10 protein-coding genes are annotated in these 21,621 nt (G+C 47.0%); 7 read left to right on the top strand and 3 right to left on the bottom strand.

Annotated elements, in window-relative coordinates; all coding sequences use genetic code 11:
• The first annotated feature begins 34 nt into the window (after positions 1-34).
• Together guaB and guaA are read left to right on the top strand one after the other, a co-directional pair.
• Positions 35-1,501: an IMP dehydrogenase gene (guaB, locus tag B5P39_RS14635; RefSeq protein WP_011622022.1), complete on the top strand. Its 1,467-nt coding sequence runs from the start codon at positions 35-37 to the stop codon at positions 1,499-1,501.
• 116 nt (positions 1,502-1,617) lie between these two features.
• Positions 1,618-3,195 carry a glutamine-hydrolyzing GMP synthase gene (gene guaA, locus B5P39_RS14630; protein WP_011622023.1) on the top strand — a complete coding sequence of 526 codons (1,578 nt, stop codon included), beginning with the start codon at positions 1,618-1,620 and terminating at the stop codon, positions 3,193-3,195.
• 71 nt (positions 3,196-3,266) lie between these two features.
• Here guaA and B5P39_RS14625 read toward each other — a convergent pair whose 3' ends face one another.
• On the bottom strand, positions 3,267-7,841 hold the full coding sequence (locus tag B5P39_RS14625; protein ID WP_088212040.1) for a hypothetical protein: 4,575 nt from the start codon (positions 7,839-7,841) through the stop codon (positions 3,267-3,269).
• A gap of 322 nt (positions 7,842-8,163) precedes the next feature.
• On the opposite strand from B5P39_RS14625, the gene tadA reads away from it, so the two are divergent.
• A complete protein-coding gene (gene tadA, locus B5P39_RS14620; protein ID WP_088212039.1) occupies positions 8,164-8,802 on the top strand; it encodes a tRNA adenosine(34) deaminase TadA in 639 nt (212 codons plus the stop codon).
• Between the two features lie 440 nt (positions 8,803-9,242).
• Here the strand turns inward: tadA and mltF are convergent, their stop codons facing one another.
• Positions 9,243-10,679: a membrane-bound lytic murein transglycosylase MltF gene (gene mltF, locus B5P39_RS14615; RefSeq protein ID WP_088212038.1), complete on the bottom strand. Its 1,437-nt coding sequence runs from the start codon at positions 10,677-10,679 to the stop codon at positions 9,243-9,245.
• A 279-nt stretch (positions 10,680-10,958) separates the two neighbouring features.
• Between mltF and purL the strand changes: the two genes are divergently transcribed.
• From purL to cydX, 4 genes are all read left to right on the top strand, one after another.
• Complete coding sequence (purL, locus tag B5P39_RS14610) at positions 10,959-14,840, top strand: phosphoribosylformylglycinamidine synthase (protein ID WP_088212037.1); 3,882 nt, start codon at positions 10,959-10,961, stop codon at positions 14,838-14,840.
• A 1,240-nt stretch (positions 14,841-16,080) separates the two neighbouring features.
• The gene (locus B5P39_RS14605; protein WP_088212036.1) at positions 16,081-17,637 is read left to right on the top strand and encodes a cytochrome ubiquinol oxidase subunit I; all 1,557 of its coding nucleotides are present in this window, start codon (positions 16,081-16,083) and stop codon (positions 17,635-17,637) included.
• Positions 17,638-17,652: 15 nt separating this feature from the next.
• Positions 17,653-18,792, top strand: coding sequence for a cytochrome d ubiquinol oxidase subunit II (gene cydB, locus B5P39_RS14600; protein ID WP_037420654.1), 1,140 nt, complete (start codon positions 17,653-17,655; stop codon positions 18,790-18,792).
• An 18-nt stretch (positions 18,793-18,810) separates the two neighbouring features.
• A complete protein-coding gene (cydX, locus tag B5P39_RS14595) occupies positions 18,811-18,927 on the top strand; it encodes a cytochrome bd-I oxidase subunit CydX (RefSeq protein WP_011622029.1) in 117 nt (38 codons plus the stop codon).
• 460 nt (positions 18,928-19,387) lie between these two features.
• Here cydX and B5P39_RS14590 read toward each other — a convergent pair whose 3' ends face one another.
• Complete coding sequence (locus B5P39_RS14590; protein ID WP_088212035.1) at positions 19,388-21,391, bottom strand: methyl-accepting chemotaxis protein; 2,004 nt, start codon at positions 21,389-21,391, stop codon at positions 19,388-19,390.
• Positions 21,392-21,621 lie beyond the last annotated feature (230 nt).

The raw sequence follows: 21,621 nt of genomic DNA, 5'->3' as shown, positions 1-21,621 counted from the left end.
TCTAAAATCCTACTCAACTGGGGAGATGTTGCCTATGCTACGTTTAATTAAAGAAGCGCTAACCTTTGACGATGTGTTACTTGTTCCTGCGCATTCGACTGTACTCCCAAATACCGCCATCCTTAAAACTCGCCTGACCAATACCATTGAACTGAATATTCCGCTTGTGTCTGCCGCTATGGACACTGTGACCGAAGCGCGTCTTGCGATCGCCATGGCACAGGAAGGTGGCTTAGGTTTTATTCATAAAAACATGAGCATAGAAAAGCAGGCCGAAGAAGTTCGTAAAGTAAAAATTTACGAAGCGGGTGTGGTTCAACAACCTGTGACGGTAACGCCTTCAACTACGCTGGCGGATCTTAAAGTACTGACCGCGAAGAATGGTTTTGCGGGTTACCCTGTGGTAAACGAAGCCAATGAATTGGTGGGTATTATCACTGGCCGTGACGTACGCTTCGTGACTGATTGGAGCAAAACCGTAGAAGAAGTGATGACGCCAAAGGCGCGTTTAGTCACGGTTGCGGAAGGCACTAAGTTAGATGAAGTGCAAAAATTAATGCACTCAAATCGTATCGAAAAAGTGTTAGTTGTCGATGATAACTTCAAGCTGAAAGGCTTAATCACAGTAAAAGACTTCGAAAAAGCCGAGCGTAAGCCTAATGCCTGTAAAGACGAATTAGGTCGTTTACGTGTAGGCGCCGCCGTGGGTGCAGGTGCCGGTAACGAAGAGCGTGTCGATGCGCTGGTGAAAGCCGGTGTTGACGTGCTGCTGATTGACTCTTCTCACGGCCACTCTGAAGGCGTGTTGCAACGTATCCGTGAAACCCGCGCTAAATACCCAGATTTACAAATCATTGGTGGTAACGTGGCAACAGCTGAAGGCGCATTAGCCCTAGTTGAAGCCGGTGTTAACGCGGTTAAAGTCGGTATTGGCCCTGGTTCTATCTGTACCACACGTATCGTGACGGGTGTGGGCGTGCCACAAATTACCGCAGTGTCTGACGCTGCCGAAGCCGTAAAAGGTTTAGGGATCCCAGTTATTGCCGACGGCGGTGTACGTTTCTCCGGTGACTTAGCCAAAGCCTTAGCCGCAGGTGCATCGTGCATCATGGCGGGTTCAATGTTCGCGGGTACTGACGAAGCGCCGGGCGAAACTGAACTCTACCAAGGCCGTGCCTATAAGTCATACCGCGGTATGGGTTCTTTAGGCGCCATGTCTCAAGGTTCTTCTGACCGTTATTTCCAATCTGACAATGCTGCCGACAAGCTGGTGCCAGAAGGCATCGAAGGCCGTGTACCTTACAAAGGCAAGCTCAAGGAAATCATCCATCAACATATGGGTGGTCTGCGTTCATGCATGGGCCTAACGGGCTGTGCCACGATCCAAGAACTGAACGAAAAAGCGCAATTTGTGAAAGTGACTTCTGCTGGCATGGGCGAGTCCCACGTTCACGATGTGACTATCACTAAAGAAGCGCCAAACTACCGTTCAGGTGCGTAAACGTTTGTGATAACGGGGCGGCGATAGCCGCCCCGTTATTAAGATTTGTATGCCCTCAAGATTGAACCTCGCAGTCTTGAGCTAAGTTAAAACAATAGATGAGATAAAGGTTATCCATGAGCGATATTCATGAGCATAAGATACTGATCCTCGACTTTGGATCTCAGTACACCCAGCTAATTGCCCGTCGTATCCGTGAAATTGGTGTTTACTGTGAGTTATGGGCGTGGGATGTGACCGAAGCCCAAATCCGTGAGTTTGCCCCTAACGGGATTATCCTCGCTGGCGGCCCTGAAAGTGTGACTGCCGACAATTCTCCCCGCGCACCTGAATATGTGTTCAATGCTGGCGTGCCTGTATTAGGGATCTGCTACGGCATGCAAACCATGTCTGAGCAGCTTGGCGGTAAAGTGATTCAAGGCGTTGGCGAAGGCGAGTTCGGCTACGCTCAAATCGAAATGTTAGCGCAATCGGCCCTGTTTAAAGATATCGAAGACGCAGTCAGTGCCGACGGCAAATCTCTGCTCGATGTGTGGATGAGCCATGGCGATAAAGTTTCGGCTATCCCTGAAGGTTTCGTGGCCGTTGCTAAAACTGACACTTGCCCATTTGCGGCCATGTCTTGTGAGGAAAAACGTTTCTACGGCGTGCAGTTCCACCCTGAAGTCACTCATACCCGCCAAGGTATGCGTATGCTGTCGCACTTTGCCTTGGATATCTGCGGCTGTGCGGCTAACTGGAAACCTTCTTCAATCATCGAAGACGCTATCGAACGCTTGAAAAAACAAGTAGGCGACGATGAAGTTATTTTAGGTCTGTCTGGTGGTGTGGATTCATCGGTAGTGGCCATGCTGCTGCACCGCGCCATTGGCAAAAAACTGACCTGCGTATTCGTTGATAACGGCTTACTGCGTTTAAACGAAGCGAAGCAAGTCATGGAAATGTTTGGTGACCATTTCGGTCTGAACATTGTTCACGTCGATGCGGAAAACCGCTTCCTTGACGCGCTGAAAGGCGAAGCCGATCCAGAAGCGAAACGTAAGATCATTGGCCGTGTGTTCGTTGAAATTTTCGACGAAGAAGCCAAGAAATGCGTTAATGCTAAATGGTTAGCCCAAGGCACTATCTACCCAGACGTTATTGAATCTGCGGGTAGCGCGACCGGTAAAGCCCATGTGATTAAGTCGCACCATAACGTTGGCGGTCTGCCAGACGATATGGAGCTAGGTCTGGTTGAGCCACTGCGCGAACTCTTTAAAGACGAAGTGCGTAAGATTGGCCTTGAGCTAGGTCTGCCTTACAACATGCTTTACCGCCACCCGTTCCCAGGCCCTGGCTTAGGCGTGCGTGTACTAGGCGAAGTGAAGAAAGAATACTGTGATTTGCTGCGCCGCGCCGATGCCATTTTCATCGAAGAGCTGCACAAAGCTGATCTTTATAACAAAGTCAGCCAAGCCTTTACCGTGTTCTTACCGGTTCGTTCTGTAGGTGTGATGGGCGATGGCCGTAAATACGATTGGGTGGTGTCACTACGCGCCGTTGAAACCATCGACTTTATGACCGCTCACTGGGCACACTTGCCATACGATTTCTTAGGTCGTGTGTCTAACCGTATCATCAACGAAATCGACGGTATCTCCCGCGTGGTTTACGATATTTCAGGTAAGCCACCTGCAACTATCGAGTGGGAATAAGTTAATTACGGCTCATCGATTCGATGAAGGGCCCCGCCAAAAGGCGGGGTTCTTGTTTATGGAGGTAATGCTTAAAATATTTTTTCTACAGAAGTGACAAAGATTGGATCAGGCTTTTCCTGTCCAACAAGTCTCTTCTTACGTTCCTTGTCTCTTTCTTTGATGGCTTTTTCCCTTGCTTGGTTAAACACAGAGGAATAATGTGACCATTTACAAGCTATCGGAGGTTGTGTACTAATGCGTGCATCCATGCAGGTTTTGGCAATGATTAGATTTAGCCAGAATTCGTCTTGTGTTGGTGCGTCCCACATATTTTGAACCCATTTTTGTGCCCATAGAGCATTCTCATATTCTGTAAATGCATGTTTAGCTGCTTTGGCACACATACCTTTACCATTGATGTGTTTATCAATTATGCCAACGAGTTTATCAGACTGAGTCGAGTATCCTGCAATCGTTATGGCGTATGCTTGATCTAAACTATCTTCGCTGGAAGCAAATTTTTGAATCAATGATGTAATAAAGTCAGCCGCACCAAAACGCTCTGCTGCGAGTATTTCTCGGGCAAGAACAGCGTCATTTTCGGCACCTAACAGTCTTTGATACCACAACTTTTCTATTGGTTTAGACACTTTGCTTCCCCAAATGGCTTGATGCTCAAGGGTAAGTTCGTCTCCCAAAACAAGTGTTACGAAACCTTGTGACGTTACTGCTCGGTTTAGCAGGAGGGCAGCTTTTTCTGGATGTTTCGAAGAAAGCAGGTTCGCAACGGCAAAGGCCAAGTTCTGGAGCCAAACGAATTTAGTGTCGCCTGTTTGCTCTATAATGCTGTACAGTTCATCGAGCAAAGAGGGCACTTCAAAAACTAGGCGTTGGAGATTGTCTATAGTAATTTCTTTAACTAAGAGTTCAGCATCAGAGCCTTTCAGTTTTGCGAAAAAAGCCTCTGCTACTGCATTGAGTCTGCTTTGTTTTTTGTCGAAATAATCATCGTTATTTAGAATTTCCTTTAAGCTCTTTTGCTTGGGGAAGCGTCCATCTTCTCGAGCTGTATCTTCAATAGATATGAAGGCAAATGGAGCTGGTTCAGTTCTTGACAGTTCAAAGTCTGCAAGTGGAAGTTGTATCCTACTGGTGGCAGTAATCCCGCAACTAAGTCGTTGTACAAAGCAATCTATCATTGGTTTAGCAAATGATTTTCCTAATCTATCTGCAGATGCGAACCAAGTCTTATGGCTGATCCGATTTAGAAGATCTTCAATCGATAATTCCTTTCGAAAGCATGCCTCAACCAACAGCATAGAGCCGAACCACTCCTCATAGGTTTTCTGATTTATTGAAGTTGCGTTCCATTGTTCTACCGTATGGACTTGCCGAACACGCTTCAAATCATTGAACACTGCTAATTGGTAGATAATTGCGCGAATCATAGAGGAATCATAAATAAAACACTTTAATATCAGATCTTCGAGTTCACTATTTATCTCGGTATGCCCATATAGTGCAGCTGCAAGAGTTCCATAAACAGCTTCTTCATCGTTAATTTCGAGTGATTTTTGAAGTGCTGTGACGATTGCTTCTGTTGGTTGGCGTTTAAGGCTTGGGATGGTTTTTAGTAAATATTTTGTCCCTACGATTTTGCTCGTCATGCATTTGAGCTGTTCTTCTGCTGAAATTTGTGCGGCTGCATAGTAAAACACAAACATCTTACAAATCTCCCGATCATTTTCTGGCAGTGTCTCAAAGGCATCGCTTTCTACCATTCTATTGAGCATGCCTTTTGCCAAGTCAGGGGTGACCAATGGCATGTCATGTTCACAGTTCAGAATGACCTGCCGCAGAGGAAGTCCTGTTCTTGTCAACAACCCTGTAAGAAGACTTCGAGTTTTTTTAATAGCGACTGTGGGTTCAAATCGGCATGCAACTGGCAGGAATTGTATGAAGCTGTGGTCTTCGCTGCTTTGCCCCATCATTGTCTGTAACATCATATCGGGAGCAAGAGCTGTGAATTGTTGGATTCCTTGCTCCATATCTGTTGGTCGAGCTGCATCAGGATTTGCCACTTTAACTTGACGCCATTTGTAGGGTGATGGTTGGTCAAAGCGATACCAATCTTTTCGTAGTTCTTCTGCAATGGCATTTGCTTCTGCTGCATTTGTTTCTTCACCGGTTGCATTAAGCATTCGAACAACCGTCCACTTAGCTCCTTTCGAAGTAGTATTATTACGTAGTGGCTCAATCGCTCTAAGGAAGGAATGTCTGGTTGCGGCGCGCTCCACCCTATTAAATGTCGTAAGTTGCTGAAATGCTTTTTGTGCAAAAGAGATATCTTTATTCAATGAAAAAGCTAAGCCCATTGCAACAAAGCTATCAGCGAAGTCAACGAGGGAGCGTCCCGCCAGTAGCCGAAGTGCAAATGTAAATAACTCGTCAGGCGAGCCTGATACTTCGGTCATCTGCGTCAGTAGTTGCTTTTCAAAAGAGGATAAAGAAGACAAGGTCTCTTCAATTTCAGATTTCTTTCTCTCAAGCTGTTTTTCGTACTCTGAGTCATTTCGCCTGTGATAACGATTAGTCTGCTCAACAGGATCTTTGTTGTAGCAGTGAAGCCACTGATGTATGGCTGCTTCTACTGTTTGCCACCCAGATTCAGAACGTCCAACCTCAAGTGCGGCCTGGGTTAACCAGTCTTGATTGATTCTCCTTCCATTTTCGAGACAATGAATCTTTAAAACATCGAAAAGCGTTTCTGGTTGAAGCTTGACGATCTCAACGAATTCTTCAAATCGACAGTCGTCCACGTTTTGAAGGTTGGCAAACTCATTTAGTAGACCTGATAAGATTTTATTATCAAATCTAATGTCGTCGTCGAGTGCGCAGATCATTAAAGATGCAAAGAGCACATCAGCGGTTCGGTCCATAGCCTGTATCGGCTCGATAAGCTGGCATATCCGAGTGGCTAAATTCTGTTTTGCCCGAAGCGTTTGCCAAAGTTGGTCAACCAGCGTGAAGCCGAGTGCGAGAGTCAAACCCTCTTCACGTAGTTCGTATTGATCACCTGGCCCAGGGAGAGTTAGGAAGAAACGTGTCTCAATGACGGCGCTGGAGTCTGCCTGAAAATTCTGAGGTGGTTCGTTTATAGATGCCTGCACTCGTTTTAACACCTCTGCAGCGTGCTGACTGAGGCGGTTGGTCAAATCCGCGAAGGTTTCGTTTTCGTAGTTTTCAAGCTGTGACGCGCGAAGGTGCTCCATTAGCAACCTATCGGTTGTCAACCCTTTCCAAGCCATTGCCTCCTTATGAGGAAGTATCGCAATGGCAATGCTGAGTAACCTTGGATTTTGGAGTGTTGTCAGTGTTTGTTGGTCGAGCCAATCAAGAGAAATGCCATGGTATGTAAGCAGCGTATCGCGCTCTACTGATGACCATTCAGGGACTTCAATGACTGTGGGGGTAAATGCTATTCCTCTTGCTATTATTTTCCGCCAAAAGTGAGGCCTGACAGTCACAATTAGCCTACCTCCAATTTGGGATAGTTGGGATTGTATAGCGTTAATCAGCTTGTCCCAGCGGAGGTTTTGACGTTGGTTTAAACCATCAATAACGACTAAAAATTGAGCTTTTGGTGGTGTAATCCTCCAAGCCTGAAGGCGACGTCTCCATCGACTCTTAAGTGCTTCAGTAGCCACTTCATTGGTTTGCTTAATCAAAATTTCAATAAGGAAGTCATCAAGTTCTTCTACTGACGTTCTCTCAAGTTGCTCTGCACTGACGAATAACGCCAAGCCCTTAGTCTCAGAACACAATTGCGCTGAAAGCCATGATTTGCCGTGGCCCTCATCACCCAACAGAATGACTTCTTTGCCAGCTTGAATTTCTCCTGCGATCTGGTCTCGCAGTTCAGTGCGCATTAACGGGAAGGATTTATCTTTTAATACCGCTAGCCCTTGCCCTAAACGCTCCTGAGCTAAACGCTTGTCGTAAAATGTTTCAATTCGCCATTCATGGTTCAACTCAATCGCGCGTTGTAAGGCCAGCTTCGAAACATTGAGGTTCGACTTGAGTCTTTGAAGGAGATTTTCGAATTCTGGATGGTTTGAGATTGTTTGGAATGACGACTTGAGTTCACTATCAGTTAGCTTTGGTTGGCACGTTTTCTCTAAGTAATTTTTGACGATGAAATCGATGGCAGGCTCGCCAGCTGCAACCACGGCTATAGCTAGAAGCGGCAGTGGGACAGAGGTCCAATCCAAAATAAACGTAGAAATTGCATTTTTGTCACCATCTTCCTGGATATCCCTTGCAATCTGTGAACTTATCTCTGTTGTCGCACCAAGAATCCACAAACGATCTGCGGCACTTTGGCTGCGAGCTAAATCCGCTATTTTCGGCAAGACGTCATTTCTATGAATATCACCAGAGTATCGCTTGGCTTCGAAGATAACGGAGTCTAGCGGCATAGCTGCATCTCCGTCCATACCACCTTGTAGTCCACTTGCCGCAAGGCGGAACGGGATGCCAGTCAAATTCGTTAGGACAATGCGAAGGAGCCCTTCAAATCCATCAGGTCCAGCTGCCTTGATAGATAAGATGCTGTTTCGGATGTTCTCAAGGCTTTGTGAGTACTGGCAAACAGATTCGCTCATGTTTTTTCTCGTTTAGTTTGAATGGATCATTACCCTATTAATAACGCTATATCTTTCATGATTAAATTACTGATACTGGAGCACCTCAATTGAAAGAGATATCTATAGTGCTCAGTCTTCTAAACATAGTAATTCCTGTATCTGTGACTTACCACACCAGATTTTTTGTAACTGGTTTTTTTTAAAGGTATTTATACTCATTTCATTCTTTGAGTAAATAGTATCTAAGTCATCGTTTTTGTAAGCAAAAGGCGCCAAGTGCGCCTTTTTTTATTGGTTATGGGTATAATTGCCCAAATTGTTGATTAATGAGAATCCTTAAGTGGAGCAGATAAAACTGGATCCCAATACCCTGCATGGGAAGACACCTAGCCCTAATGAACTTGGTTGTGATGAAGTTAGTGCTGATGTGCTAACTGGCGAGCAACTTTGCCTCAATCAAGTGGATGTTGAACAAACTCGAGTCGATGAACATTGGATGCGTGTCGCGATGAGTATGGCTGAAAAGGCCGAGGTTGCGGGTGAAGTACCAGTGGGGGCGGTTTTAGTCAAAGGTGGTCAGCAAATCGCGGCCGGATATAACTTGTCTATCAGTGAGCACGACCCCTGCGCCCATGCTGAAATTCAGTGTTTGCGAGCTGCGGGTCAAACGATTGAAAACTATCGCCTCCTCGATACCACTCTTTACGTTACCCTCGAGCCTTGTGCCATGTGCGCCGGAGCTATGGTGCATAGCCGAATTGCCCGCGTGGTATTTGGGGCAAAGGATGAGAAGACGGGCGCTGCAGGAACCGTGCTTAATCTCTTGCAGCATCCCGCCTTTAATCATCAAGTTGAAGTGGTGTCAGGGGTGTTAGCGCAGGACTGTGCTGACCAATTGAGCCGCTTTTTTAAACGTCGCAGGGAGGAAAAGAAGGCTTTAAAACAGGCTCAAAAGGCGCAGCAGGGGACGCTATCCTAAGGAGTTTAGGGACTCGCTTAAGTGTTAGTCTTGGGCTTGGATAAACGTAAAAAACAGTTTGTGGCGATTCAGCACCCGGCGATGGCGAATTTTGAGTGTTGTACGACGGCGTGATGCACTGTTATTGATGGTTTTTCTTCTCATATAGACCCCGTTTTCAATCTTGTTATTGTCTAGGTTAAGGCTATTTTTGCTTTGGTTAACGGCTATGGGTTAACTCGCAATGATTATTATATTGACCTGTCACTATGACAGTATCAGCAGAGATCTCAGGCGGCAATCCCCCTCGATGCATCTGCTCTATAAAGCAGCGTTTTTAGCCCTAAGCTAGCTCACTTTAGCCTGTATTGGCTTAATCTAAGATTAAAATCGTGGTTTGATGGCCGCAAAAAAGCAAGGCTGCGGCACAAGTCAAGTGATTGAGGGGGAAGCGGTTAGGGCTATTTCGGCTTATCTGGGCTGAGGGTGCCTGGCACTGGCGCTGGGCCATCTTCCGAGGCGAGGTCGCTCGGCTCTTCATCATCGCTATTTTGTTGTTTAGATTGATTATCGACCCAGACTAAGGTGTCGTAATAGCGGCGAATGCTGTCGACGTAATGCACGGCTTCGCTACCACGGGCATAGCCATAGCGGGTCTTCTGGTAATATTTACGCTTTTGCAGCAGTGGTAATACCTTTTTAAGATCCCGCCAGGCGTTTGGATTAAGCTCCATAGATTCGGCGAGTTTACGGGCGTCTTCCACATGGGCATAACCGATATTGTAAGAGGCCAGCGCAAACCACATGCGTTGACTCTCGGGGATAGACTCGGGCAGACGATTGATCATATCCCGTAAATAAGCGGCGCCGCCGCGAATACTTTCTTCCGCATCGAGTCGGTTTGTAATGCCAATTTCTTTGGCGGTCGGCTGCGTGAGCATCATCATGCCGCGCACCCCAGTCGGCGAGCGAGCATTAGGATTCCAATGGGACTCTTGATAACTGGTCGCCGCCAATTTACGCCAATCTAAGTCTCCGGCGTGGGTTTCGAAAAGCTGACGATAACGAGGCAATACGGTTTCGATGGCGCGCAGGAAGGCGCGGGTGTCGATATAGTCGAAACGTTTTACGTGACCAAAGTATTTTTCATTAAGATGATCGAGTGTACCAGCGAGTTTCTCTTGGTGCCAAAACGCCAATAACTGACTCATCAAGCCGTCACTGTGTGCGGGTGGCAGCAACCAAACCACATCGAGCTTTTCTTCTAGCACGAGCCCTGAGCGCAGATCCGGTAAATAGCGGCGGTTAATTTGCACGCTGCTCGAGTCGGCGATGGTGTAGTCAATTTCCTTGTTGGCGATCATCGCCAGCAGCTCTTCGCTGTCTTTATCTGTGACTTGATCCCACACGAGCGTCGGATGGCGTTTCTGTAATTGCGTCAAGGTTTCCACAAAAGAAGAGTCGGCAATTACGGTAATTTTGCCTTTTAAGTCAGTGATATCTTTAGGTGTTGGCATGCCTTCACGGTAAACCAGTACTTGATTGACGCGATACAGCGGCGGGCCTAAACGGAATTGTTCGCGCCGCGCTGGGGTTTCTGTCATCCCCGCGGCAATGATATCAATCTCGTTTTTTTTCAGTGCATCATAGAGTTCGGCGCGGTTGGTATAAGGCACCATTTTTAAGGGCACATCGAGATACTCGGCAAAGAGCACCGCCATATCGTAATCGAAGCCGCTGTTGCCTTGGCCCGAGGTCATATAAATTTGTGGGCCATATAGGGTGCCGACCCTTAATTCGGTGAGTTTATGGGGGACATATTCTGTTTCTTCCACGGTCACTTGCTGACAAGCCGTCAGTAAGAAACCTAAGATAATCGCGAACAGAAATCGAGTCATTAAACACACTTTATTAAATAAAATCAAAATGATGAACAGTAGAAGGTCAGTGAGGTAACAAGGATAAACTGGCTGACATTGCTGTGATTATATCCGTTTGTCGCCAATTACGTAAAAAAATCGTACCGCATGGAATACGAAGGAGGGGAAAAGGGCCGCTTTTTATCTTAATAGGAAACACTGTTTTACGTAAGGTCACAGGTGATTTGTGACAGACATTTCCTTATAATAGCGCCATCTCTGACCCCTGCAATTATAAATATAAGGTGAATTGACGTGATGGAGATCATCCGCGGAGCCCCAGCACTCTCGACGTTTAGAGTGCAAAAGCTAATGGAGGCCTGCGTAAACGCTGCGCTTCCGGTACGCCAAATCTATGCTGAGTATGTTCATTTAGCGGATTTGAGCGAGTTGCTTGAGACCAATGAGCGCGAGCAACTTGAAAAAATTCTCACCTATGGACCTGCTATCGAAGCCCATACCCCCCAAGGTTCACTCCTGTTTGTTACTCCCCGCCCCGGCACAATTTCCCCATGGTCTTCTAAAGCCACTGATATCGCCCACAATTGTGGTTTAGGTAAAGTGAAGCGCTTAGAGCGTGGTGTTGCCTATTATGTGGAGTCAGACACTTTGACTGTCGAGCAGCAACAAACCCTTAAAGGGTTATTGCATGACCGTATGGTTGAAGTGGTACTGGACGATTTTGCTAAGGCCGATGTGCTGTTTAAGCGCACTGAACCTGCGCCGTTCAAGAGTGTGAACGTGTTGGCCGAAGGTCGCCGTGCCCTTGAAGTGGCCAACGTCGAAATGGGTCTGGCGCTCGCCGAAGATGAAATCGATTATTTAGTCGAAAACTTTGTGCGTTTGAACCGCAATCCAAACGATATTGAACTGATGATGTTTGCTCAGGCCAACTCTGAGCACTGCCGTCACAAGATTTTTAACGCAGATTGGACAATTGATGGCGCGGTGCAGCCTAAGTCTCTGTTCAAGATGATTAAAAACACCTTCGAAACCACACCTGACCACGTGTTATCTGCCTATAAAGATAACGCCGCTGTGATGGAAGGTTCGGTTGCGGGACGTTTCTTCCCCGATCCAAACGGTGTTTACAGCTATCACACTGAACCAATGCACGTACTGATGAAAGTGGAAACTCACAACCATCCTACGGCAATCAGCCCATACCCAGGTGCGGCGACAGGTTCGGGTGGTGAGATCCGCGACGAAGGTGCAACTGGTCGTGGCTCTAAACCTAAAGCGGGTTTAACTGGTTTTAGCGTATCGAATTTAAAAATCCCAGGTTTTGTACAACCTTGGGAAGGTAACTACGGTAAGCCTGAGCGTATCGTCAGTGCACTGGACATTATGACCGAAGGCCCACTTGGCGGCGCGGCGTTTAACAACGAGTTTGGTCGTCCAGCCCTGTTAGGTTACTTCCGTACCTATGAGCAAGAAGTCTCTAGCCACAACGGTGTAGAAGTCCGTGGTTATCACAAGCCCATCATGTTAGCCGGTGGTTTAGGTAACATCCGCGAAGAGCACGTACAAAAAGGCGAAATCACCGTCGGTGCTAAGCTGATCGTACTCGGTGGCCCTGCGATGAACATTGGTCTTGGCGGCGGCGCTGCCTCTTCGATGGCGTCGGGTCAATCGAGCGAAGATTTAGACTTTGCGTCGGTACAGCGTGAAAACCCAGAAATGGAGCGTCGCTGTCAGGAAGTGATCGACCGCTGCTGGCAATTAGGCGATAAAAACCCAATCCAATTTATCCACGACGTGGGCGCGGGTGGTTTATCTAACGCTTTCCCTGAGTTAGTGAACGATGGCGGCCGTGGTGGTATCTTCAATCTGCGCAACGTGCCATCGGACGAGCCGGGCATGAGCCCGTTGGAGATCTGGTGTAACGAATCGCAGGAGCGTTATGTGCTTTCGGTTGCTGCCGAAGACTTGCCTTTATTTACGGCGATTTGTGAGCGTGAGCGCGCACCGTTTGCGGTAGTGGGCGAGGCGACGCAAGAGCGGCATTTAACCCTAGCCGACAGCCATTTCGATAACAATCCTATCGATTTACCACTCGAGGTGTTATTAGGTAAAGCACCTAAGATGAGCCGTAATGTGGTATCAGCTAAGGCAGTTTCACCCGCACTTGAGCAAAGCAACATCGATGTGAAAGAAGCGGTTAAACGCATTCTTAGCCTGCCAACTGTGGCGGACAAAACTTTCCTTATCACCATTGGTGACCGCACGGTAACGGGCTTAGTGAACCGTGACCAAATGGTTGGCCCATGGCAAGTCCCCGTTGCAGATTGCGCGGTAACGGCGGCAAGTTTTGATACCTATGCCGGTGAAGCCATGTCTATGGGCGAACGTACGCCGCTAGCACTGCTCGATTTTGGCGCCTCTGCCCGCATGGCAGTGGCCGAATCGATTATGAACATCGCGGGTGCGGATATTGGTTCGTTCAAACGTATCAAACTGTCGGCTAACTGGATGTCTGCCGCGGGTCACCCAGGCGAAGATGCGGGTCTTTATGAAGCGGTTAAGGCCGTGGGTGAAGAGCTGTGTCCAGAACTGAGCCTGACCATTCCTGTCGGTAAAGACTCCATGTCGATGAAAACCGCATGGCAGCAAGACGGCGCGAACAAAACCGTGACGGCACCTATGTCACTGGTGATTTCTGCCTTCGGTGTGGTGCAGGATATCCGTAACACGGTAACGCCAGAGCTTCGCAGTGATAAAGGCGAAACCTCGCTGTTATTAGTCGACTTAGGCGCTGGTAAAAACCGTTTAGGCGGTTCTTGTTTGGCACAGGTTTACGGTGAGTTAGGCGATATCGCGCCAGACTTAGACGATGCTGCTCTGTTACGTGGTTTCTTCGAAACGATGCAAAAACTGGTGGCGAAGAAGTCGGTTATTGCATACCACGACCGAAGTGACGGTGGTTTATTCACGACGTTAGTGGAAATGGCCTTTGCCGGTAACACGGGTCTTGCTATCGACTTAAGTGCACTGCAAGGTACTGACGTTGAACGTCTATTCAATGAGGAACTCGGTGGCGTATTGCAAGTAAACTGTGCGGATGCCGAGCTTATCACTGCGCAATTCGCCCAAGCAGGCGTGCCTTGCCATGTGATTGGTACTCTGGCGAACGATCAACGTGTGACCATTAAAGATGGTGCGCGTGAAGTGTTTAGCGAGACACGTGTTGCACTGCGTACCTTATGGTCTGAAACCACTTACCGTATGCAAGCGCTGCGTGATAACCCAGCCTGTGCATTAGAAGAATTTAAGCTTAAGCAGGATGAAACCGACTTAGGTTTAACGGTTAACTTAAGCTTCAATCCAAGTGAAGACGTTGCTGCGCCGTACATCCTCAAAGGTGCTGCACCTAAGATGGCGATTCTGCGTGAGCAGGGCGTTAACTCCCATGTAGAAATGGCAGCAGCATTCGACCGCGCAGGTTTTGAGAGCCGCGACGTGCATATGTCTGACATTTTGTCGGGCCGCATTAGCCTCGAAGAGTTCCAAGGTCTGGTGGCCTGTGGTGGCTTCTCCTACGGTGACGTATTAGGTGCGGGTGAAGGTTGGGCTAAGTCTATCCTGTTCAACGCCCGTGCCCGCGATGAGTTCTCACGCTTCTTTGAGCGTGATTCAAGCTTTGCCCTCGGTGTGTGTAACGGTTGCCAAATGCTGTCTAACCTGAAGGAAATCATCCCAGGTAGCGAGCACTGGCCACGTTTCGTGCGTAACCGCTCTGAGCGTTTTGAAGCGCGTTTCAGCTTAGTTGAAGTGCAGCAAAGTCCATCACTGTTCTTCCAAGGTATGGCGGGTTCACGTATGCCTATCGCCGTATCCCACGGTGAAGGACACGCAGAGTTTGCCAGCGCGCAGGCGCTCGCGTTAGCTGAGGCCTCTGGCACTATCGCGCTGCGTTTTGTGAATGGTAAAGGTGAAATTGCCACCCAATACCCGCAAAACCCGAACGGCTCGCCAAACGGTTTAACCGGTATCTGTACTACCGATGGCCGTGTGACCCTGATGATGCCACACCCTGAGCGTGTATTTAGAACGGTTGCGAATTCTTGGCATCCAGATAACTGGGGTGAAGACAGCCCATGGATGCGCATGTTCCGCAATGCGCGAGTCAACTTAGGTTAAGGTTTTTATTGAGAAAACCACGACTTAAGTGAGCCAAAAAAGGAGCGAAATTTTTCGCTCCTTTTTTATATATAAAACGCATCTTTTAAAAAGATAAGGTATTTTAAGATCTTAGCCTTACATTTGTTAAATCTAATAAAATGAAGTTTAAAAATATCAATTTTAAAGACTAATTACCCCTTAATAAGTAGTTCACACAAGTGAAACAAAACTGACTTGCCTTAATTTAGTCGCTGTACTTGCCTGTATTCTCGAGAGATAAAAACAAAAAGCCCCCAACTCATCGAGAAGGGGGCTCGTTTTGCGCTAACAAAACTTCAAATCAAATCAGTATTATTTCAGAGTAAGCGGTGAACGATTACAGCTCACGAGCTGTATAAAGTTCAACAAAAACACGCTTATAGCTGTTAACCAGACGTTCAAATAAGTTTGTCATATCTCTTTCTCCACACCAAAGTTATACCTATGTGCGCGGAGTTTGGCTTGCCTGGGGCGCTTCACCAGTCACATCAAACCGTCTCCTTAACACAGGAGATATATTAACCAGTTCAATCTATCTTCTCAAACGAGAAAAAATACATTTAACAATTAGAAAAACTAATCAATATATGTGGTGATTTTATTGCTTTAAGTGGTTTCACTTATTTATGTAGTTGAATTTAATTGTGTATTTTTAATTTCCTTAAATCGAATAGATGATGTTTTATTAGTGTGAATATTGTTTTTAATTTGTTTTTATCGGTTTTTGGCGGTTGTAGTGCAGTTTTTCAATCAAACGGTCAAAAATGGACTTTTTAATTCGGTATGAATCGCTCTCTACCCCATAATTGTGACTCTGTCAACTGTGGGTAAAAGTGAAGTGTGTGCCCCGTAGCAAAACCCATCTAAAGCCCTGAGTTTGATTGATTTGAATCAAAGGCGGGTGGTATAAAATACTCACAAATGAAAGCGATTAAATATCTTAACTATCTGATATTTATATCGATGGGATCATTTGTAGGATTGGGTGGTGAGGTGGAAGTCTCAAAGCCGAGCGATAGTGTGACTAGGGTCTCAGTATGCGAGGAAAAAGGGGATTTTTAAGCCTTGCTGCTTCGATGTAATGAAAAAGATGAAATTTAACGGTTTATACTGAATCCAGCTATAAACACAAAATGAAAACTCACTATCCTACAAAGGCACTTGCTACGAATGGCTCAAGTAGTCGTAGCAATTGGACGCACCACGTAAGGAGTCACCGATGATTGTTGAAGAGGTTGTTGAGCTATCACGGTTGCAGTTTGCGCTGACAGCCATGTATCACTTCCTGTTTGTTCCCTTAACCTTGGGGTTAGCATTTTTGCTGGCTATCATGGAATCACTCTATGTGATGACGGATAAACAAATTTATAAAGATATGACTAAGTTCTGGGGTAAGTTGTTTGGTATCAACTTTGCCTTGGGTGTTTCAACGGGTTTAGCGATGGAATTCCAGTTTGGTACTAACTGGTCTTACTATTCGCACTATGTGGGCGACATCTTTGGTGCACCACTGGCCATTGAAGGATTAATGGCGTTCTTCTTAGAATCGACCTTCGTGGGTATGTTCTTCTTCGGTTGGGATCGTTTCTCTAAACGTCAACACTTAGCGACAACCTGGTTGGTCGCCTTTGGTTCCAACTTCTCCGCATTGTGGATCCTGGTGGCAAACGGTTGGATGCAAAACCCTGTGGGTAGCGTGTTCAATTACGAAACCATGCGTATGGAAATGACCAGCTTTGCTGATGTTATCTTCAACCCTGTTGCACAGGTGAAATTTGTTCACACTGTGGCTTCTGGCTATGTGACTGGCGCAATGTTCGTATTAGCGATCAGCTCTTACTACATTCTGAAGAAACGTGACTTACCTTTTGCTCGTCGTTCATTTGCGATTGCAGCCAGCTTCGGTATGGCGTCTATCCTGTCTGTTATCGTTCTGGGTGACGAATCAGGCTATAAAGTGGGTGAAGCGCAGCGCGTTAAGTTAGCGGCAATTGAAGCTGAGTGGCACACAGAGCCAGCTCCTGCAGCCTTTACTGCAGTTGGTTTCCCAAATCAAGAAACCATGCACACCGATTTCGCGGTGAAGATCCCTTACGCTATGGGTATCGTGGCAACACGTTCTTTAGATGAAGAAGTGACTGGTCTACGTGACTTAGTGGCTGAACACGAAGTACGTATCCGCAACGGTATGAAAGCTTACGAGATGCTGGTGAAACTGCGCGCTGGTGATAAGTCTCCAGAGTTACGTGAAGCGTTCGAAGCGGCGAAAGTTGACTTAGGTTATGGCTTACTACTGAAGCGTTACACCGACAATGTTGTGGATGCGACAGAAGAGCAAATCAAAGCGGCTGCGAAGGATTCTATCCCGAATGTGGCGCCGATTTTCTGGAGCTTCCGCGTGATGGTTGGCTTAGGCTTTGTGATGTTGTTTGTGTTCGCGGCGGCCTTCTGGCAAAGCACACGTCATCAGATCGAAGAGAAGAAATGGGTACTTAAAGCTGCACTCTTTAGCTTGCCATTACCTTGGATTGCGATCGAGTGTGGTTGGTTTGTGGCGGAATATGGCCGTCAACCTTGGACCATCTCTGAGGTACTGCCGACCTTTATGTCTGCTTCGAGTTTAACGACTGGGGACCTGTGGTTCAGTATTCTTTCGATTTCACTGTTCTACACTGTGCTGCTGGTGATCGAGATATTCTTGATGCTTAAGTTTGCCCGTCTTGGCCCTAGCAGTTTAAAGACTGGTCGTTATCACTTCGAGAAACTAGAAGCCTAAGCAGAGGATTTCATTATGTTTGATTATGAAATATTGAGAGTTATCTGGTGGGCTCTGATCGGCGTACTGTTCATCGGATTTGCGGTCACTGACGGTTTTGACATGGGCGTGGGTGCACTTTTACCGATTATCGGTAAAGACGATACTGAGCGCCGTATTATGGTCAATACTATTGCTCCCCATTGGGACGGTAACCAAGTATGGTTAATCACCGCAGGTGGTGCCTTATTTGCGGCATGGCCTATGGTGTATGCAGTGTCTTTCTCTGGCTTCTATGTAGCCATGATGTTAGTGCTGTTTGCCTTGTACACTCGTCCAGTTGGATTTGACTATCGCTCTAAGATTGAAAATCCAAAATGGCGTAAATCGTGGGACTGGGCCTTGTTCTGTGGTGGCTTTATTCCACCGCTGATCATCGGTGTAGCCTTCGGTAACTTACTCCAAGGCGTGCCATTTAACTTCGATGAGTTCCTGCGTGCGACTTATCACGGTGGTTTATTTGGCCTGTTGAACCCATTCGGTTTACTGGCGGGCTTAGTGAGCGTGAGCATGTTTATGATGCAAGGCGCTGCTTGGTTACAAATGAAGACCGACGGTGAGCTGCGTGTGCGTGCCGCGAATGCGACTCAACTATGTGCACTGTTAGTAGCAGTATTATTTGCCGCAGCGGGTGTGTGGTTAGCCAATGGTATTGATGGTTATGTTATCACTTCAACCCTTGACCACCATGCACTGTCAAACCCAACGCTGAAAACCGTTGCGGTTGAGTCTGGCGCTTGGTTAGCCAACTACGATAAGTATCCTATTACCATGCTGTTCCCAGTATTAGGTGTGGCATTACCACTGCTGGTTATCGTCGTGAGCCGCTTAAATCGCTCAGGTTTTGCGTTCTTATTTAGCTCGCTGACTGTGGCTATGGTGATCTTAACTTGTGGTGCAGCAATGTTCCCATTCGTTATGCCATCTTCATTAGATCCTAACGTGAGCTTAACCATGTGGGATGCGACTGCGAGTGAAATGACATTAACAGTGATGACTTGGGCCGCGATTATCTTCGTTCCAATCGTGTTAAGTTACACTGTATGGACTTACTTCAAAATGTTTGGCCGCTTAAACCGCAAACATATTGAAGATAACAAAGCCTCACTCTATTAGAATTAAGGAGCATCTACTATGTGGTATTTCACGTGGATATTAGGGGTTTTGTTAGCCTGTTCTTTTGGTGTGATCAACGCCCTGTGGCTTGAAAACACGGAGAACATGGATCGCTCAAGCGATGACGCTGAGTAATAGCTAACCTCCTATAGCTGAACCCTTTAAAACCCCGCAATTGCGGGGTTTTTTATTACCTGATTACTCAGTTCAAAGGATTCGCTAAGGTGGTTTAATTTGCTGATATATCGAATGTAATAAGCAACAAGCAAGAAGTTCGTTACGGGTTCCATAAGAGGCATGGCTCAATATGATTTAGCCGCACTGTATCTATAAGCACACAGCTTATTAAAGTGTTAGCTCAAGCCTATTTGAAAGCTAATGCTCAATTGCCAAAGCCAACAGGTGGTTTCGAGCATTAGGCTGTGCAGCACCGACTTGATAAACATTACGCGAGGTTGTTTATTCTGCGGTGTTGCTGAGTCGATTCAGCTGTGTGATTTACCCATGGCGACTTAACTGAATTGATTTAACTTAAGTTGAAAAGTCAAAAAATACCGCCCAAGCGGGCGGTATCTTAGCAAACCAATGGTTTGAGTCAGGCTTTAAATTGGCTGATTTGTTGTTTAAGCGCGACGGCGAGAGAGGATAGGTCATTCGCCGAGTTCACTGTTTCGGCCGCTCTGTGCTCACCTTCATTAGCCAGTTCGCTTATCTGGTGCAGATTATGGGTGATCTCTTGGGCAACACTGCTCTGCTGCTCGGTCGCCGAGGCAATATTGCGTGAGCTAATCGCCAATTCGCCAATTCTACGGGTGATTTCCTCTAGCTGCTTGCCGGTTTCTTCCCCTTGATTAGCCGATGCGATACCCAGCTGGTGGCTCTGTGCCATTTGGCTGGTGGTCGTTTTCACTTGAGATTGCAGCTTATCAATGGTTTGCGAAATTTCTAGAATGGAGGATTGTGTCCGCTGCGCTAAGGTTCGCACCTCATCGGCGACCACGGCAAAGCCTCGGCCCTGTTCCCCTGCTCGGGCCGCTTCAATGGCCGCGTTGAGGGCGAGCAGGTTGGTTTGTTCGGCGATGCTGTTAATCACCTCGGTGACTTTACTGATGGCCTCACTCTCTTGGCTGACTTTTTCGACGGCCTGATGGCTGCTACTGAGTTGTTGGCTCAGTTTCAACAGATCCTGCACCACTTGGGTTTGTTGCTGTTGGCCTTCTTTGGCGGCGATATCCACTTGATGACTCTGATTCGCACCATCTTGAGCATGGTTGGCTACATCGCGGATGGAGGTGGACATTTCTTCAATCGCGGTGGCGATTTGATCCGTTTGTTGCATCAAAGCCTGAGCTTCTTCGCCATTTTGCTTGGCAACCCGCTGTGCCTTAGACGCTTGTTGTTCAATGCTTTGCACTGAGGCTTGCAGTGCACTGATTAATTGTCGCAATTCCGATGACATGGTCGACACGCTAGTGGTGATCTTATCGACTTCGTTGTTGCTATCTGAGGCGGATGGGGGAAGCGGATGACTAAAGTCCCCTCTGCCGAGAATTTCCATATGCTGCTGAAGTGTATGTAAAGGTTTCAGCGAACGCAGCAGCACTAAGGATAACAGCACTGTGATGAGTACTATGCCTGTGACCGCCACTATGGCGTTGATGGTCAGTAACATCAGGCTCTCTTCATTGAGTTCGTTCGCATTCACTTGACCAATCAGCATCCAGTTCCAACCATTCACCGTTTGGGTGTAGGCGAACATAGGTTGGTTTTTACTGTTGCTGTAGCGCCACTCCGATTTATCCTGTGTGGCTTGGCTAAGGGTTAATCCATCGAGCATGGACTCAGTGACTGGCTCGCCCGCATTAAATTTAGGATTCGCGACCAACACATTGTCGGCTTTGCGCATCAGCAGGAAGCTACCGGATTCTTCTAGGGTGATTTTATTTACCGCAGCTTGTAACTGTGTGAGGGATTGAGTGATTTCAAAGCCGATATATAAGATCCCAATCACTTGCCCTTGGGCATCCTTAATTGGGCGATAGACTGTCATATAGTCTTTGCCAAAGAGTTTGGCGTAGCCTTCGTAAACCTCACCTTTGATAAGCGTTGGATAACCGGGATGAGTTTTACCGAGGAAGGTGCCGAGGGCCCGGCTACCATCGGCCTTTTTTAACGAGGTTGCAATCCGCACAAAGTCATCGCCATCGCGCACAAACACGGTAGCGGTCCCGCCCGTGAGGTTGGCAAAGCGGTCAACTTTACTCTTTGACGAGTTAATTTGCTCTTTTTCATGCAGTAGTGCTGGGGTGTTGACGCCGAGCACATTCACGTTTTTATCTGGGCGACTAAATTGGCCGGGGTACATTTCCTTAAAGACGTCGGCATTGCGTCTTGCCAGTTGCAGCAAGCTATCGTATTGCAGCTCCAGCATGTCGGAAACGGCGTGCATCTCGGCTTTCATGGCACTGATGCCTTTATCTTCGAGCACGTTGGACGCGGATTTGTAGGAGAGGGTACTCAGTATGCAGAAAATGATCAGGGTAAGGACAAAAGCGAGGGCACCAATCTGTTTTGCAATAGGCCAATTTTTATAGTTCATTGTGCGATCCTATAGGGTAAAGGTTAACGCTAATGTAACCGAACTTTTACGTGGTGGTCTTGATATGGGTCTAAGATTTTCTATTATTTATAAATAGTTCGCTCACAGATACCAGTGTAGACCAGTCTTTACTTTAGTCGATAGAAATATACGTTTGAGTGGTAGGAAGAGTGGCGTAAGGCGAGCGTTGAGGGACTAAATGGAAGTATCCCTAGGTTTACTGCGATTAA

Origin of the sequence: Shewanella sp. Shew256, from assembly GCF_002196695.1 — a bacterium.
GTDB classification, from domain to species: domain Bacteria; phylum Pseudomonadota; class Gammaproteobacteria; order Enterobacterales; family Shewanellaceae; genus Shewanella; species Shewanella mangrovisoli.
Note: the sequence above shows the minus strand (reverse complement) of the source record. Positions and strands in the feature narration are given on the sequence as shown.